General features: G+C 64.1%; 16 protein-coding genes. 3 read left to right on the top strand and 13 right to left on the bottom strand.

Annotated elements, in window-relative coordinates:
• Nucleotides 1-43: 43 nt before the first annotated feature.
• The 4 genes from FJW08_RS29415 to FJW08_RS29400 all read right to left on the bottom strand — a co-directional run bounded on the left by FJW08_RS29415 (nucleotide 44) and on the right by FJW08_RS29400 (nucleotide 3,962).
• Nucleotides 44-844, bottom strand: a complete 801-nt coding sequence (locus FJW08_RS29415; RefSeq protein ID WP_140813372.1) for an ABC transporter permease — start codon at nucleotides 842-844, stop codon at nucleotides 44-46.
• Nucleotides 841-1,767: an ABC transporter permease gene (locus FJW08_RS29410; protein WP_140813371.1), complete on the bottom strand. Its 927-nt coding sequence runs from the start codon at nucleotides 1,765-1,767 to the stop codon at nucleotides 841-843. The genes FJW08_RS29415 and FJW08_RS29410 overlap by 4 nt, the downstream gene beginning before the upstream one ends.
• Nucleotides 1,764-2,849 (bottom strand): ABC transporter ATP-binding protein, encoded by a 1,086-nt coding sequence (locus FJW08_RS29405; protein ID WP_140813370.1) that lies wholly within the window; start codon nucleotides 2,847-2,849, stop codon nucleotides 1,764-1,766. Before FJW08_RS29405 ends, FJW08_RS29410 begins: the two co-directional genes overlap by 4 nt.
• 72 nt (nucleotides 2,850-2,921) lie before the next feature.
• Entirely contained in the window at nucleotides 2,922-3,962 is a 1,041-nt protein-coding gene (locus FJW08_RS29400) for an ABC transporter substrate-binding protein (protein WP_140813369.1), read from the bottom strand.
• Nucleotides 3,963-4,177: 215 nt separating this feature from the next.
• Between FJW08_RS29400 and FJW08_RS29395 the strand changes: the two genes are divergently transcribed.
• Nucleotides 4,178-4,879, top strand: coding sequence for a GntR family transcriptional regulator (locus FJW08_RS29395; RefSeq protein ID WP_140813368.1), 702 nt, complete (start codon nucleotides 4,178-4,180; stop codon nucleotides 4,877-4,879).
• 18 nt (nucleotides 4,880-4,897) lie between these two features.
• Here the strand turns inward: FJW08_RS29395 and FJW08_RS29390 are convergent, their stop codons facing one another.
• The 7 genes from FJW08_RS29390 to FJW08_RS29360 form a co-directional block, all read right to left on the bottom strand.
• A complete protein-coding gene (locus FJW08_RS29390; RefSeq protein WP_140813367.1) occupies nucleotides 4,898-5,839 on the bottom strand; it encodes an alpha/beta hydrolase in 942 nt (313 codons plus the stop codon).
• Nucleotides 5,840-6,134: 295 nt separating this feature from the next.
• Entirely contained in the window at nucleotides 6,135-6,917 is a 783-nt protein-coding gene (locus FJW08_RS29385; protein ID WP_140813366.1) for a carnitinyl-CoA dehydratase, read from the bottom strand.
• Nucleotides 6,910-8,988 carry an acetate--CoA ligase family protein gene (locus FJW08_RS29380; protein ID WP_140813365.1) on the bottom strand — a complete coding sequence of 693 codons (2,079 nt, stop codon included), beginning with the start codon at nucleotides 8,986-8,988 and terminating at the stop codon, nucleotides 6,910-6,912. The genes FJW08_RS29385 and FJW08_RS29380 overlap by 8 nt, the downstream gene beginning before the upstream one ends.
• 85 nt (nucleotides 8,989-9,073) lie before the next feature.
• On the bottom strand, nucleotides 9,074-10,237 hold the full coding sequence (locus FJW08_RS29375; protein WP_140813364.1) for an acyl-CoA dehydrogenase: 1,164 nt from the start codon (nucleotides 10,235-10,237) through the stop codon (nucleotides 9,074-9,076).
• Nucleotides 10,238-10,241: 4 nt separating this feature from the next.
• Nucleotides 10,242-11,336: a carnitine 3-dehydrogenase gene (locus tag FJW08_RS29370; RefSeq protein ID WP_140813363.1), complete on the bottom strand. Its 1,095-nt coding sequence runs from the start codon at nucleotides 11,334-11,336 to the stop codon at nucleotides 10,242-10,244.
• Nucleotides 11,333-11,962: an HD domain-containing protein gene (locus FJW08_RS29365; protein WP_140758835.1), complete on the bottom strand. Its 630-nt coding sequence runs from the start codon at nucleotides 11,960-11,962 to the stop codon at nucleotides 11,333-11,335. Before FJW08_RS29365 ends, FJW08_RS29370 begins: the two co-directional genes overlap by 4 nt.
• Before the next feature lie 79 nt (nucleotides 11,963-12,041).
• Nucleotides 12,042-12,959: a 3-keto-5-aminohexanoate cleavage protein gene (locus FJW08_RS29360; protein ID WP_140813362.1), complete on the bottom strand. Its 918-nt coding sequence runs from the start codon at nucleotides 12,957-12,959 to the stop codon at nucleotides 12,042-12,044.
• 79 nt (nucleotides 12,960-13,038) lie between these two features.
• On the opposite strand from FJW08_RS29360, the gene FJW08_RS29355 reads away from it, so the two are divergent.
• Nucleotides 13,039-14,019, top strand: a complete 981-nt coding sequence (locus tag FJW08_RS29355) for a GlxA family transcriptional regulator (RefSeq protein ID WP_140813361.1) — start codon at nucleotides 13,039-13,041, stop codon at nucleotides 14,017-14,019.
• Nucleotides 14,020-14,180: 161 nt separating this feature from the next.
• On the opposite strand, the gene FJW08_RS29350 is transcribed toward FJW08_RS29355, so the two are convergent.
• The gene (locus FJW08_RS29350) at nucleotides 14,181-14,390 is read right to left on the bottom strand and encodes a hypothetical protein (protein WP_027142450.1); all 210 of its coding nucleotides are present in this window, start codon (nucleotides 14,388-14,390) and stop codon (nucleotides 14,181-14,183) included.
• A 208-nt stretch (nucleotides 14,391-14,598) separates the two neighbouring features.
• Nucleotides 14,599-15,924, bottom strand: a complete 1,326-nt coding sequence (gene xylA, locus FJW08_RS29345; protein ID WP_140813360.1) for a xylose isomerase — start codon at nucleotides 15,922-15,924, stop codon at nucleotides 14,599-14,601.
• 112 nt (nucleotides 15,925-16,036) lie between these two features.
• Here xylA and FJW08_RS29340 point away from each other — a divergent pair, with 112 nt between their 5' ends.
• Nucleotides 16,037-16,399 (top strand): nuclear transport factor 2 family protein, encoded by a 363-nt coding sequence (locus FJW08_RS29340; RefSeq protein ID WP_140813359.1) that lies wholly within the window; start codon nucleotides 16,037-16,039, stop codon nucleotides 16,397-16,399.
• Nucleotides 16,400-16,652 lie beyond the last annotated feature (253 nt).

Below are 16,652 nucleotides of genomic sequence, written 5' to 3'. Positions count from 1 at the left end.
CTGGATATCCTTGAGGCACTTGAAGCGAATGGGTCCGATGAAATCAATGCCGCCGGCCGAAGATCTGCGCCAGCGACAACAGCAGGACCGACAGCACGATCAGGCAGGTCGAGATGGCGGCGATGGTCGGGTCGATCTGGTCGCGCAGCGCGTTGAACATGCGGCGCGTCAAGGTCGTGGTGTCGCCGCCCGAGATGAACAGCGAGACGACAACTTCGTCGAAGGAGGTGATGAAGGCAAACAGCGCCCCAGAGACGATCGAGAAGCGGATCTGCGGCATCGTCACCTGCCAGAACGCCGCGATGCGCCCCGCGCCCAGGCTGCGCGCCACGCGCTCCTGGTTCATGTCGTAGGAGCGCAGGCCCGACAGCACCGTCAGCACCACCAGCGGCAGCGCCTGCACCGTATGGGCGATGACCAGGCCGGTCAGTGTGTTGTTGAGGCCGATGCGCGCATAGAGGAAGAAGGTGCCGATGCCGACCAGGATCACCGGGATGATCAGCGATGCCGTGAGCAGCGCGTTGATGGCGCCGTTGAAGCGCAGAGTGCCCCGGTTGATCGCATAGGCCGCCGCGGTGCCGAGCGGCGTCGCCACCAGCGCAGTCATGACAGCGACCTTCACCGACACGATGGTGGCGTCACGCCATTCCAGCGACTGGAAATAGCTTTCGTACCAGCGCAGCGACCATTGCTGCGGCGGGAACTGCAGCAGCGTCGAATCCGAAAACGACATGATGACGATGATGACCGATGGCGCGATCAGGAAGGCAAGCACGAGGCCGCCGAGGCCGTAGAGCCACAGGCGTTGCCGGTGTGAGATCGGCAGGCCGACACTGTCACTCATCGCGAACTCCATACGCCCGTGGCGCGCGCGCCGAGCAGCCACTGGAACAGACCGAGAAGCGCCAGCGTGACCACCAGCAGCACCACGCCGAGCGCCGCACCGGCGCCCCAGTTGGAATAGAGGCTGGTGGTCTGTTCCATGCGCATCGCCCACATCACCACCTTGCCGCCACCCATCAGCGCCGGCGTGACGAAGAAACCGAGGCAGAGCACGAAGACGATGACCACGCCGGACGCAAGGCCGGGCAGCGACAGCGGAAAGAAGATCTGGCGGAAGGTGGCGGCCGGGCCGGCGCCGAGATTCATTCCGGCGCGCAGGCAGTCGGTGTCGATGGTCTTCATCGAGGCGTAGAGCGGCAAAACGAGAAACGGCAGCAATATGTGCGCCATGCCGATGACCACCCCGGAAAGATTGTTGGCGAGCGACAGCGGCCGGCTGATCACGCCGAGATCGATCAGCCAGTTGTTGATCAAGCCCTTGCGCTGCAGGATCACCAGCCAGGCATAGGTGCGCACCAGCACCGAGGTCCAGAACGGCAGGATGACGAAGATCAGGCAGATCGAGGCCGCCCGGCGCGGCAGCTGCGACAGCATGTAGGCCAGCGGATAACCCAGCAGCACGCAGGCGCCGGTGACGATGAAGGCCACCTTGAAGGTGGTGATGAAGGTCTTGATATAGGAGGCCTGCTCGAAGAAACGCGCGTAATTGGCGGCGCTGAAGGCGCCGGTCTCGTCGAACAGCGACAGCCAGAACAGCCAGCCGATCGGCACGATGATGATGGCGCAGACAAGGAACAGGCTGGGCGCCAGCAGCGCCAGCAGCCGCAGCGACTCGCGCCGCGCATCCGCGCGCAGAGCCCGCGCGTTCAGGTCCTGCCCCGACGGGCCGGCAATCTCGTTCAGCAGGGCGGATTGCGCGCTCATCCCTCGGCCGCCACCAGGATCGTGTCCTTCGCATCGAGGCCGAGCATGATCGGCTGGCCGGGCGCGGGCAGCCTCGCGAGCACATCGCTGCGGCAATAATCGCGTAGCGTCAGCTGGCGGCCGTCGCGCAGGCTGGCGTAGCAGACGAAACTGTCGCCCTGGTAGATGATGTCGCTGACCGTCGCATCGAGCATATTAATGCCGGTCGACGGCTCGCCTGCCATGACCAGCCGCAGCTTTTCCGGTCGCACCACCATCAGATGCGGACCCGCCGGCGGTGTCGGTGCGCCGGTCTGTATCTGCCTGTCCTGATACCAAACCGACCCGTTGCGGCTTTCGACCGGGATGAAATTCGATTCGCCGATGAAGCCGGCCACGAATTGCGTCTTCGGCGCGGCATAGAGGGTCTCGGGACGGTCGAGCTGTTCGATGCGCCCGCCGTTCATGACGGCGATGCGGTCCGACATGGTGATGGCTTCGCGCTGGTCGTGCGTGACATAGACCGTGGTCATGCCAAGACGGCGATGAAGCGCGCGCAGTTCGATCTGCATATGCTCGCGCAGGCCCTTGTCGAGCGCCGACAGCGGTTCGTCCATCAAGACGATGCGCGGCTCGAAGACGATGGCGCGCGCCAGTGCCACGCGCTGGCGCTGGCCGCCGGAAAGCTGGTCGACGCGGCGCTCGCCCAGGCCCTGCAGTTTCACCAGTTCCAGCACCTTCTCCACCCGCTGAGCCGTCTCGGCGGCCGCGACGCCGCGTTGCTTCAGCGGGAAGGCGATGTTGTGGAAGACATTCATATGCGGAAACAGCGCATAGTTCTGGAACACCATGCCGATGTTGCGCCTGTGCGGCGGCGTGGTGATGATCTCGTCGCCGCCGACCTTGATGCTCCCGCCATTGGCTCTGACGAAACCGGCCAGGATCATCAGCAGCGTCGTCTTTCCCGATCCGGAGGGGCCGAGCAGCGTCAGGAACTCACCGGCCTCGACATCAAGGTTCAGGTCGCGCAGCACCGGCACGCTGCCAAATCGTTTCTCGATCCGGCGCATGCTGATCGGCAGCGCGGATGGTGCAATGGACAAGATCGTTTTCTCCCGGGCAGAGACTGAAGGAGCGGGCGGCGTTTGCCCCGCCCGCAATGTCAGGGTTCCGGCCTATTGCTGGATCAGATTGTTGAACTTTTCCGTCGCCTCGACGAGGGTGTCGCGCCAGAACCCGGCATCCTGCAACACCTGCTTCTTGACGTTCTCCGGCGCCGAGTTGATGTCTTTGATCCGTTCCGGCGGGATCTTGCCGGTCTCGAAAGCCTTCTCGTTGACCGGCCCATTGTCGACATAGAGCGGCAGATTAGCCTGCAGCTGCGGGCTGACGAACATGGCCAGCGCCTTCATCGCCGCTTCCTTGTTCTTGGCGCCCTTGGGGATGACCATGCAGTCGGCGGTGAGCACGCCCTGGTCGAAGGAGAAGCTGACCGGCGCGCCTGCCTTTTTCAGGGTGCCGGCGCGTCCATTCCAGATGCTCGCCATGTCGACTTCGCCATCCTTCACCAGCTGCATGGCCTGGGCGCCCGACGTCCACCAGGCATCGACATGGCCGCGGATCTTGTCGACCGATTTCAGCGCCCCGTCGATGTCGACGGGATAGACCTTGTCGATCGGCAGGCCGGAGGCGAGCGCGGCGACGCTCAGCGTCTCCGTTGCCTGGCTGCTGCTCAGCGCGCGCCGTCCCGGGAATTTTTCCACGTTCCAGAAGTCGGCCCATGTCTTCGGGCCCTTGTCGCCGAAGACGTCGGTCCGGTAGATCAGCACCACGGAGGTGTAGGAAATGCCGACCCAGTCGTCATGCACCAGCTTCGGGTTGATGCCGCTCTTGTCGATGACGCCGTAATCCAGCTTCTCGAACAGGCCTTCCTTCGAGCCGCGAGCGCATTCGTCGGCGCCGAGCTCTGTGATGTCCCATTTCACGGCATTGCCGGTCACCTGCAGGCGCACGTCGTCGAGGCCGTTGGTGGTGTCTTCCTTGATGGTGATGCCGAGCGCATCGGCGGTCGGTTTGAAGAAGGCCTTGGTCTCGGCCTCCTGGTAGGTGCCGCCCCACGAGGCGACGGTGATCGTGTCGGCGGCGACGGCGGGCACTGCCACGGAGGCAAGGAGGCCGGCTATCGCGAAAGTTCTAAAGCTGGTGGTCCTGTTCATTTCGGTTCTCCGACCGGTGTTCCCATTTATTTTTGATTTGGCATGCGATTTTGTATACAATTTGCAATGTAGCCGAGAGATCGGTGTTGTCAACTGCGATGGGCGCGATCAGTTGGACGGTGGGGACGGCGCCGCAGGGCGTAGCAAATTGGGCCGACTGCAACTACAAACGAGGCAATGCCTGGCCAAAGCGGCCGGAGAACTGGGAACGGAACTTGGCCAAGGAAACCAAAAACACCCTGCGCGACTCGGTCTATTCCGCGCTCAAGGCGATGATCGTGACCGGCCAGATTCCGCCGGGCTCGCGCGTCACCGAAAGCGACGTCGCGGCAAAACTCAATGTCAGCCGCACGCCCGTGCGCGAGGCTTTCAACCGCCTCGAGCGCGACGGGCTGGTCACCGGCCGGCCGCGCCAGGGCTATGCCGTCACCGAGTTCGACATCAATATGTTCCGCGAGGCCTTCGACATCCGTGAACTGCTCGACGGCCATGCGACGGAATTGGCGGCGGCCGCCGCGACCGAGAAGGACAAGGCGCGGCTGCGCGCCATGCTGGCCGAATGCGAGCGGCTGGCCGCCATTCCCGATCGCACGACGCGCGAAAAATTCCAGGAACTGGAAGTCGGCATCGACCTGCACCGCGTCATTGCCGAAATCAGCGGCAATGCGATGCTGCACGGCATGCTGTGCGGCATCCTCGACAAGTGCCAGCATTATGTCTGGACCGAACTCTTGTGGCTCGATGAATGGAAGATCGCCCGCGACGAGCATACCGAGATCGTCGAGGCGATCTGCGCCGGCGACGCGGTCAAGGCCGGCGCCCTGGCCCGCGCCCATGTCCGCGGCTCGCGCGAGAACGTGCTGCGCCTGCTGCAGGCGAAATCGGACTATCAGAGTTTTCTGGCCAAGGCGTCCTGAGCGGCACGGCCGTTACCTCTACCAGGTCCAGCCGCCTTTTCCGAGCGTGGCCACGGCGTCGACGATACGGGTGAAGCTGGCGCGGGCGCGGCCGACGCTGTGCCGGGCCCTGAGATAGCCATGCACCAGGCCGGGTTCCTCGAACCAGGCGGCGCGCCCGCCTGCCGCGACGATGCGGTCGCGATAAGCCTCGCCATCGGACGACAGCGGGTCGCACTCGGCGGTAATCAGCACGGTCGGCGGCAGGTTGGCGAAATCGGCATCGGCCAGCGGCGACAGCGTGATGTCACCGGTCTGATCCACACCCCCGGTGCGGATGTGCTTGTAGAATTCAAGGTCGCGCACCGTCAGCATCGGCGCTTCGGCATGCCTCACATAGGAGCCGCGCGAGCGATCGCCGCCGAGACCGGGATAGATCAGCACCTGGCCGATCGGCTTCTTCGCATGGCCACGCGTCGCGTGCGCAACGGCCGCGCATAGATTGCCGCCGGCGCTGTCGCCGCACAGCACCACCGGGCGGTCGTAGCTCCCTGCGGCCCATTCGAAGGCGCTCATCGCATCATCGAAAGCGGCTGGATGCAGATGTTCCGGCGCCAGCCGGTAATCGACCGAGACCACCTCATGACCGGTGCGGCCGCAAAGCTCGGCGCAGACATCGTCATGGCTGTCCAGCCCGCCGAGGATGAAGCCACCGCCATGGATATAGAGCACCATGGCAGCATGGTCCGGCGTCGCGTTGCGATAGATGCGGATCGGGATGTTGTGTGAGGGTGTAGTGATGGCGGTCGTCTCGGCCGCCACGCCTTGCGGATAGCCGGCAAAGAACTCACGGCACATGCGGTCATAGATCTCGCGCTGCTGGGCAATCGTGTAGTCGATCGTATCGGGCGGATAGTAGGAGTTGGTCCGCTCGATGAAGGCCCAGGTTTCGGCGTCGATGAGGGTTTTGTAGTCGGTCATGAAGGGAGACCGAACTGCAACGAATGCGCCCAGGCGCCCCCCTCTGGCCTGCCGGCCATCTCCCCCTCTAGGGGGGAGATCGGATGTCGTCTCGGCTTTCGCCAATCTTCAACGTTCGAGGAAAGGCGGCGCTGTTGAAGTTGCCAATCTCCTCCCTTGCGGGGGGTGAGGAGTGGTCCGCGAAGCGGACGGAAAGCCAATTGCTTGGCTTTCCGAATGACGAACGCCCGGAGCGACAGCGAAGGGCCGGGTCCGGCAGGACAGAGGGGGGTGCCTGGCGCGATCATCTCCAGTGTCACTTCCCCTTCCACACAGGCTCGCGCTTCTCCGCGAAAGCGCGGAAACCCTCCATACCGTCCTCCGAGCCATAAAGCGCGTCGACCGTCGGCAACTGCCGGCGCGTTACCTTGTTCATCGCCTCCTGGAAGGTCAGCGATTCCGCCACCCGCGCCGTCTCCTTGATCGCTGCGAAGACCAGCGGCGGGCCGCTGGCGAGCAGGCGCGCGATTTCCCAGACGCGGTCCTCGAGCTTTTCCTTGGGCAGCACCTCGTTGACCAGGCCCCAGCGATGCGCCTCGGCGACATCCATCCAGCGGCCGGTGAGCAGCAGATCCATGGCGACATGATAGGGGATTCGCTTCGGCAGCTTGATCGTCGCGGCATCGGCAAGCGTGCCGGCGCGGATCTCGGGCAGCGCGAAGGAGGAATGATCGGACGCGTAGATGAGGTCGCAGGACAGCGCCAGCTCGAAGCCACCGCCCACCGCCATGCCGTTGACGCAGGCGATGACCGGCTTGTTCAGGTCGCGCAGTTCCTGCAGGCCGGCAAAGCCGCCGACGCCATAGTCACCATCGACCGGGTCGCCGCCGGCGGCGGCCTTCAAGTCCCATCCGGCGCAGAAGAACTTGTCGCCCGCGGTCTTGACGATGGCGACGCGCAACTCCGGATCGTCGCGGAACGCCTTGAAGGTCTCGCCCATCAGCCGCGATGTCTTCAGGTCGATCGCGTTGGCCTTGGGGCGGTCGAGCGTGACCTCCAGGATGGTGCCTTCGCGGCGGGTCGAAATGACATCAGACATTCTTGTTTTCTCCCAGCACCAGCAGCGCGTCGGCAATCCAGGCGCCCTTGCCCTGCGTGCAGACGATCAGCGGATTGATGTCGAGTTCCTCGATCTCGCCGGCATTCTCCTGCACGAAGCCGGCGATGCCCGCGATGGCGTCGATAGCAGCCTGGACATCGGCCTTCGGCCGGCCGCGATAGCCTTCGAGCAGCGGGAACAGTTTCAGCCCGCGCAGCGCGGCCTCGATGTCGTCGCGAGTCGCCGGCAGCATCAGCGTGACGCTGTCGCGCAGCAATTCGACCAGCACGCCGCCGGTGCCCAGGGTCATGACAGCGCCGAACATCGGGTCGCGGGTGAAGCCGACGATCAGTTCGGCAACGCCGTCGCGCACCATGCGCTCGACATAGAGCCCGGTGCCGAGCGGCAAGAGGTCATGCGCCGCCGTGCTGACCGATTCGGCGTCCTTGAGGGTGAGCCTGACGGCGCCGACCTCGGACTTGTGGGTGACACCCAGCGCCTTTAGGGCGACGGGGAAGCCGAGCGCCATGGACGAGATCACCGCCTCGACCGCATTGCCGGCCCGCTCGCCTTTCGGCACGGGAAGCCCGGCCTTGATCAGCCGCGCCTTGGCTTCGGCTTCGTCAGGCGTAACGCGCGGCGCATCGGATGCGCCGGCAGCCCTCGTATCCACTGGCTGCGCCTGCGGTTCGCGCCAGGCCCAGCCGATGAAGGCCGCCGCCTGCGCGGCGTCCATCGCCTCGGAAATGCCGAACAGCGGCACCATGCCCCGCGCCATCAACTCGGCGGTGTATTCCTCCGGCAGGTTCTCCGGCAGCGAGGAAACGATCGCGCCATGCGCATTGTTGGTCTTCAGCGCCGATTCGAAGGCGCGCAGCGTCGCCCACCAGTCGGTCACCGTGCAGCGGTCGGGGCGCGGAAAATCGAGCACCAGCATGTTGAGGTCGAAGCCGCCCGACACCATGGCGGTGAAGGTGGCGGTCATCGCCGGCTCGTTGTTCCAAATGAAGGTGTGGTAGTCGAGCGGGTTGGCCACCGCGACCAGCGGCCCGAGCGTCGATTTGACATGGGCGCGATGGGTGTCCGTCAGCACCGGGAAGTTGACCCAGCGCCCTTCGGCGCTGTCGGCCATGACCGACGCCTCGCCGCCCGAACAGCTCATCGATGAGAGCCTGTAGCCGGGCAGCGGGCCGGTGATGTGCAGCAGCTTCAGCGCCTCGATGAAGGCGGGGATGGAATCGACACGCGCAATGCCGAGCCGCCTCAGGAAGGCGCCCGAGGCCGCGTCCGAGCCGGCAAGCGAGGCGGTGTGCGAGACCGTCGCCTGCCGCGCCTGTTCGGAGCGGCCGACCTTCATGGCGATGATCGGTTTCTTCAGCTCCCGCGCCCTGGCCGCCAGACGCTCGAAGCCGGCTACCGAATCGAAGGCCTCGATGTGCAGTCCAAGCGACGTCACGCGTTCGTCCTCGATCAGGCCGAGCGCCATTTCGGACAAGCCGGTCTGCGCCTGGTTGCCGGCGGTCATCAGGAAGGCGATCGGCAGGCCGCGCTTCTGCATCGTCATGTTGATGGCGATGTTGGACGACTGGGTGATGATGGCGACGCCCTTGCCGCCCTCATCCAGCCTGATGCCGCCATGCTGGTCGGGCCAAAGCAGCGCACCGTCGGCATAGTTGATGAGCCCGTAGCAATTCGGCCCGATGATCGGCATTTGGCCGGCGGCGGCGACCAGTTCGCCTTGCAGCCGTTCGCCATCCTCGTCATAGGCTTCGGTTTCGAGGAAGCCGGCGGCAAAGCAGACGGCGCCGCCGGCGCCGCGCTCGGCGAGCGCCTTGATCACCTCGATGGTCAGGTGCCGGTTGACACCGACAAAGGCCGCGTCGGGCGCGCCAGGCAGATCCGCGACCGAGCGGTAAGCCTTGCGTCCGGCAACCTCGTCCTTGGTCGGGTGTACCGGCCAGATCTCGCCGGCAAAGCCCATCTTGATCGATTGCGCGACGACGGCGGCGGCCTGCACGCCGCCGAACACGGCGATCGATTTCGGGCGCAGGAGACGTTCGAGTTTATGCATGGTCATCTTTTCGTTTGAGCGCGATCTCAGGACAAACGATCTCGTTTGCCCGACAAAACCGGATGCCGGCTTTGGCTATCATGCTCTAAGCGCCGAACGGACGCAGCAGCGCCCGCGAAATAATATGTCGCTGAATCTCCGAAGTGCCTTCCCAGATGCGCTCGACGCGGGCATCGCGCCAGATGCGTTCCAGCGGCAGGTCGTCCATCAGCCCCATGCCGCCATGGATCTGGATCGCCTCGTCGGCGACGAAGGCGAGCATTTCGGTGGCCTTCAGCTTGGCCATGGCCATGTCCTGGTCGGTGACGGTGCCCTGATCGTACTTCCAGCCGGCTTCGAACACCATCAGGTCGGCGGCCTTGAGTTCCGTCGCCATGTCGGCGAGCTTGAACGACACGCCCTGGAACTTGCCGATCTGCTGGCCGAACTGCTGGCGCTGCGCGGCGTATTCGACGGCATGGCCAAGCGCCCGCTCGGCGCGGCCGAGGCAGGTGGCGCCGACCTGCAGGCGCGTGGCGCCGAGCCATGAATTGGCGACGTCGAAGCCCTTGTGGACCTCGCCGAGCACTTGGCTTGCCGGCAGCCGGCAGTCGTCGAATTCGAGGATGGCGTTGGTGTAGCCACGATGCGAGACGTTGCGATAGCCGTCTCGCACCGTAAAGCCCTTGGTGCCCTTGTCGACGAAGAACGCGGTGATCTTCTTGCGTTTTCCACGCGGTGAATCCTCTTCGCCCGAGGCCATGAAGACGATGGCGAAATCGGCAAGATCGGCATGCGAGATAAAATGCTTGGTGCCGTTCAGCACCCAGTCGTCGCCGTCCTGCACGGCGGTTGCCTTCATGCCGCGCAGGTCGGAGCCGGCCCCCGGCTCGGTCATCGCCAGGCAGTCCCATTTCTCACCACGGATGCAGGGGAAAAGATACTTTTCGCGCTGCTCCGGCGTGCCGGCGAGCAGAATATTGGAGGGACGCGCCACGCAGGTCCAGTGCAGCGCGTAATTGGCCCGGCCGAGCTCCTTTTCGTAAAGCAGCCAGGTCACCGTATCGAGCCCCGCGCCGCCGACATCGGCCGGCATGTTGGCCGCATAGAGCCCGGCCTCGATCGCCTTGGCCTTGATCTCCTCGATCAGATCGCGGCGCAGCACACCGGTGCGCTCGACCTCGCGTTCATGCGGATAAAGCTCGTTCTCGACGAAGGCGCGCGTCGTCTCGACAATGAGCTTCTGCTCTTCCGAAAGACCGAAATCCATGGTCTCAGCCCTTCTTCTTTTTCTTCGGCCTTTCGGCTTTCTTCACCGGCTTGGCGGCCCTGGCCTTTTCCGCTGCCTTTGAAGCCACGGGCTTCTTCGCCGCGAGCTTGGCGAGCTGTCTGGTATAGTCCTTGTGCAGCGCGCCGGCGCCCCAGCCCTTGCCCTTGTTCTGCTTCGACAGCGCATCCATGATCGCGACCAGGTTGTCGTCGCGGATCTTTTCCAGCTCGCGGATCGACAGGCCGTGCGCCTGATCGTCCGACTGGGTGGCGATCAGGTCGACCAGCTCGTCGTTGAATTCCGGCACGTCCATCAGCTTGGTCCACGGCCATTTCAGGCAGGGTCCGAACTGCGCCATGAAGTGGCGCATGCCGGCTTCGCCGCCGGCGACGCGGTAGACCTGGAACATGCCCATCTGCGCCCAGCGCAGGCCGAAACCATAGCGCATGATGTCGTCGAGTTCCTCGACCGTGCAGATGCCGTCCTTGATCAGCCATAGCGCCTCGCGCCAGGCGGCTTCGAGCAGGCGGTCGCCGACGAAGGCCTCGATCTCCTTGCGGATGACGACCGGCTTCATGCCGATCGAGGCGTAGATTTCCTTGGCGACCTCGATTGCCTCGGGGAAGGTCTGGTCGCCACCGACGATCTCGACCAGCGGCAGCAGATAGACCGGGTTGAACGGATGGCCGACGACCAGCCGCTCCGGATGCTTCTTCATCGCCACCTGCATGTCGGTCGGCTTGATGCCGGAGGTCGAGGAGCCGACAATGGCGTTGGCCGGCGCGTGGGTGTCGATCTCGGCCAGCACCTTGTGCTTGAGGTCGAGCCGTTCCGGCACGCTTTCCTGGATGAAATCGGCATCGGCCACCGCTTCGGCGATCGTCTTGGCGAAGGTCAGCTTGCCCTCTTTGGGCAGACCGCCGGGAACCATCTGCTTGTAGGCGCGGCGTGCGCCCTTCATCACTTCCGAGACCTTGCGCGAGGCCTCCGGGTCGGGATCGAAGATCGAGACGTCGATGCCGTTCAAGAGCAGCCGCGCGACCCAGCCGGCGCCGATGACGCCGCCGCCAATGGCGGCCGCCTTGTTGATGATGCTCATTGAGAGGCTCCGGTTCTTGTCCTGGCGGTTTCGGGATCGGTGAGAGGCACGCGCTCGCCGGCGCGGATGACTGATGGGTCGTAGGCCTTACGAGCGAAGACTTCGAGCACGAAGGGCCGGAAGAATTCGATCGGCAGCGTGTCATAGTCGGGATCGAAGCTCGACTGGTCCCAGCGCTCGCAAAACGCATCGCAATCGTCGAAATAGGCATGGCCGGCGAAGCGGTCGCGCGCATGGCGGTTGCCGCCGAGATGATGGGCGTAATAGAGGCGCTGGAAATCGCCATGCTTCTCCACCACCCAGGTGCATTGCTCCCGCACGAAGGGCTTCAGGATCGACGCGGCGTATTCGTCATGATTGTAGGGCGCGTAGATGTCGCCGATGTCGTGCAGCAGCGCACAGGCGATCCAGTCGGTGTCGGCGCCATCGCGCCAGGCGCGCGTTGCCGCCTGCAGCGAATGCCCGAGCCGAGTGATCTTGTAGCCGGACAGGCCCTCGTCGAGCTGCACCAGGGCGTCGAGCAGCCGCTCGCCGGTCCTGGCCGCATAGTCGATTTCATGGGCGGTCAGGAACTCGTAGTCGTCCCTGTCGCCATCCTTCATCGCGGTGAATTTGACGGTAGTCATATCAACCCTCCCTGCGAATAATCTTCTTGTTTGAACATGATCTTATCCGAAAACCGGTTCCCACTTTTCGGGATCATGCTCATGCCGCTATCGGCGCTCGCTTGGTCAGGTTGAGCTTTTTGCGCACTTCTTCCGGTCCCAAAATCCTGGCGCCGAGATTGGTGACGATGGAGGCGGCGCGCTCGACCAGCTGCGCATTGGTCGCCAGCACGCCCTTGTCGAGCCACAGATTGTCTTCGAGGCCGACGCGGACATTGCCGCCGGCGAGCACCGCCGCCGCTACATAGGCCATCTGGTTGCGGCCGATCGCGAAAGCCGACCAGTTCCAGGCCGACGGCACGTTGTTGACCATCGCCATGAAGGTGTTGAGGTCGTCGGGCGCACCCCATGGCACGCCCATGCAAAGCTGCACCAGCGCGTCGGGGTTCAGCACCTTTTCCTCGACCAGCTGCTTGGCGAACCAGAGATGCCCGGCGTCGAAGGCTTCGATCTCGGGCTTGACGCCGAGCGCCGTCATCATGCCGCCCATCGCGCGCAGCATGCCGGGCGTGTTGGTCATGACATAGTCGGCCTCGGCGAAATTCATGGTGCCGCAGTCGAGCGTGCAGATTTCCGGCAGGCACTGGCGCACATGCTCCATGCGGTTGGTGGCGCCGCCCATGTCGGTGCCTTTTTCGTTGAGCGGCAGCGGCGCTTCCGGCGAGCCGAACACCATGTCGCCGCCCATGCCGGCGGTGAGGTTCAGGATGACGTCGACGTCCGCCGCGCGGATACGCTCGGTCACCTCGCGGTAGAGATGCACGTCGCGCCTGGGCTTGCCGGTTTCGGGGTCGCGCACATGGCAATGGACGATTGCAGCACCCGCCTTGGCCGCGTCGATCGCCGAATCGGCGATCTGCTTGGGCGAGCGCGGCACATGCGGGGAGCGGTCCTGCGAGCCGCCGGATCCGGTCACGGCACAGGTAATGAAAACCTCACGGTTCATCGCGAGCGGCATCGAAACTCTCCTCCCATTCGAAACAGCCGCTAGCATCGCTCGACTTGATCAAAGCTGCTTTGCGTTTTACGAAGGCGATATGATTAAAAGCGAAAAACCTGATATCTTTCGCGCCGAGCGCACGCCGCTCAAGGTGACGCTGCTGGTGTTTTCCGGCTCGTCGATCATGTGCGTCGCCTCGGCCGTCGACCCGCTGCGCGCTGCCAACCGCATTTCCGGCGAGACCCTGTTCGACTTCAAACTGGTCTCGGTGACAGGCGAGGCGCCGGTCACCACCTGTGGCCTGCCGGTGGCGGTCAGCGGCCGTTTCGACGCGGCAGAGCCGACCGACGTTCTCGTCGTCGTGGCCGGTTTCGGCACCCAGAACTACGCCACATCGGCTCTGCTCTCAGCTTTGCGGAGGGCGGCGCGAGCGGCCCGCGCGTGCGGCGGCGTCGAGGCCGGCACCTGGCTGGTGGCGCGCGCCGGCCTGCTTGAAGGCCGCAGCGCCACCACCCATTGGGAGGACATGGAGGATTTTGCCTCGGCCTTCCCCGGTGTCGATGTCCGGCCGGACCGCTATGTCATCGACGGGCCAGTCTTCACCTCGGGCGGTGCCTCGCCGACCTTCGACCTGATGCTTCACCTCATTCGCACGCGGCTCGGCATGGCGGTGGCGCTCGATGTCGCCAGCGTCTTCATCTACGACCAGGCCCGGGCCGCGACCGATGCCCAGCCGCTGGTCTCGCTCGGCCGGCTCGACGGCTACGATCCACGGTTGGCACAAGCCATCCGGCTGATGGAAGCGCATGTCGATCGGCCGTTGACCGTCGAGGCGGTTGCCAAACGAGCCGGCGTGACGGCGCGGACGCTGGAAAGCATCTTTCGCAAGTCGATCGGCGAGACGCCGGGCGCCTACTATCTCAGGCTGCGCCTGGGTGCCGCGCGCCGGCTCGTGGTCGACACGCGAATCGCCATGGCGGATATCGCCGGGCGGACGGGGTTCTCGTCTGCCGCGGCCTTTTCCAGGGCGTTTTCAAGAGCCTTTGGCGAAGCCCCTGTCAGGCTTCGCCGGGGTTAATGCATGTCGCTCGGAAGTGTCCTCGGTTCCGGGATAACGACATGCATAAAATCAGAAACTTACAGCAGGTCGGGCGAATCCTATTCGCCGCGACATGCTGTAGTGCAGGTCGCCCAAAAGCGTGTAGCGGTTTTGGGGCAACGACATGCACGGATAGAGGTTTATGCCGCATTCTGGCGGTCGCTGCCGCCATCGATCTGCGAGCGCATCTGCCGCGCGAGATGGGTCTCGAAGCGGCTGGCAACGGCGCGGTCCCATTCATTGGTGCTGCGTGCGCCTTGCTTTGGATGCGGCATTGCCATCAGCCGGTCGATGATCGATCCGGCCTCGCCAGGTGAGAGCAGGGCGTCGATTTCACGTTCGTTCTGCATATCGGTTCGCCTCCTTCTTCCTCTCCCGCCACGAGCAATATCTATACGAGATTCGTGACGGCAGTTTGAAGGCAAGAGCTGGGCGATTGAGGGGCGCTGGGGGCAAAACCTTGTCGTGGGTTTCAGCATGGCGCGCAAAAGGTTTCCGCGCGCCAAGCTTTTTCGCATCACATGGCCGCCGGCCTGGATTGCCGGCGGCCAAACAACATCAGACGTAGCGGTTGACGATGTTTTCGAGCAGTTCCTGACGGCCGGAGCGCGGCTGCGGTTCGATCTTCTTTTTCACCACGCGCTCGGCGATCTCTTCCAGCGTCCGCTTGCCCGAGAGCATCGCCTTGGCCTCGGTGCTGTTCCAGCCGGCATAGCGCTCGGCGAGCGGACCCGACAGCGCCTTGTCCTCGACCATGCGGGCTGCCGCCTTCAGGCCACGCGCACAGGAATCCATGCCGCCGATATGACCGATCAGCAGGTCCTGCGGGTCGAGCGACTGGCGGCGCAGCTTGGCGTCGAAATTGGTGCCGCCGGTCTTGAAGCCGCCGGCCTGGAGGACCTGATAATAGGCGAGCGCCATCTCCGGCACGTTGTTGGGGAACTGGTCGGTGTCCCAGCCCGACTGGTAATCGTTGCGGTTCATGTCGATCGAACCGAAGACGCCGAGCGCATTGGCCAGCGCCAGTTCGTGCTCGAATGAATGGCCGGCCAGGATGGCGTGGCCTTGCTCGATGTTGAGCTTGACCTCCTTCTCCAGGCCGAAGCGCTTGAGGAAGCCGTAGACGGTCGCGACATCATAATCATACTGGTGCTTAGTCGGCTCCTGCGGCTTCGGCTCGATCAGGATCGTGCCCTTGAAACCGAACTTGTGCTTGTAGTCGACGACGAGGTTCAGGAAACGGCCGGCCTGCTCCTGCTCGCGGGCAAGGTCGGTGTTGAGCAGCGTCTCATAGCCCTCGCGCCCGCCCCACAGCACGTAGTTCTCGCCCTTCAGCCGCTTGGTGACGTCGATGCAGCTCTTCACCGTCGCCGCGGCGTAGGCGAACACATCCGGATCGGGATTGGTCGCGGCGCCCGAAATGAAGCGGCGGTTGGAGAACAGGTTCGCCGTACCCCAGAGAAGCTTGACGCCGGTCTGCTTCATCTTTCCGGCGAAATAATCCGCGATTTCATCGAGACGGGCCGCGCTTTCGGAGAAATCCTTGCCCTCGGGCCGCACATCGGCGTCGTGGAAGCAGAAATAGGGAGCACCGAGCAGCGAGAACATCTCGAAGGCGACGTCCGCTTTCAGTTTCGCCAGTTCCATCGTGTCGACGCCGCCGGCCTTGGGGAACCAGGGACGGTCGAAAGTCTGGCCGCCGAACGGGTCGCCGCCCGGCCAGGCGAAGGAATGCCAGTAGGCGACGGCAAAGCGCAGATGGTCTTCCAGCCGCTTGCCGGCCACCATTTCGTCGGGATTGTAGAAACGATAGGCCAGCGGATTGGTCGAATCCGGTCCCTCATATTTGATCTTCTGGATGTCGCCGAAAAAGCCGCTGCTCATGTTCTCTTCCTCTCCAAGATAGTTTTGCCTGATTACCTCAGGCGTAATTGGTTTCACGCCGGTGCTGGTCGAAAACGGTCATGTCAAAACCGTCAAACGAAGGAGACAGAGCATGACCGACCTCAACACGATCGCCCAGAACTACATCACCGCCTGGAACGAAGCCGATGCCGCCCGCCGGGCAGCCTTGCTCGAGGCTGTTTTCACCGACGACGTCAGCTATCGCGATCCGCTCATGCAGGGCGACGGCCATGAAGGCATCGCGGCGCTGATCGACGGCGTGCAGCAGCGCTTTGCCGGCTTCCGCTTCTCGCTGAAGGGCACGCCGGACGGCTTTGCCGACAAAATCCGCTTCTCCTGGAACCTCGGCCCCGAGGACACGCCTTCCGTCATCGAAGGCACCGATATCGGCGTCATCGAGAACGGCCGCCTGAAGAGCGTCACCGGCTTCCTGGATAAGGTGCCGGCGCAGTGAGGCTAACTTAGGAAGGGGGGTGCGAGGCGCCCCCCTCTGGCCTGCCGGCCATCTCCCCCTCAAGGGGGGAGATTGGCTGGCTTTTCTGCCTTCGCCATTCACCGACCTTACAGGACCCGCACACCCGCCGAGGCTGGTGATCTCCCCCCTAGAGGGGGAGATGCCCGGCAGGGCAGAGGGGGGCGCCTGGCGCCTGCTCACGCGGTTACTGCTTTGACCGCCGGGTAAAGTGCCCGGTAGCGGTGATAGGCAT

The sequence above is a fragment of the Mesorhizobium sp. B3-2-1 genome (assembly GCF_006439515.1).
Classification (GTDB): domain Bacteria; phylum Pseudomonadota; class Alphaproteobacteria; order Rhizobiales; family Rhizobiaceae; genus Mesorhizobium.
The sequence above is the reverse complement of the archived record's forward strand: the minus strand, read 5'-3'. Positions and strand labels throughout refer to the sequence as shown.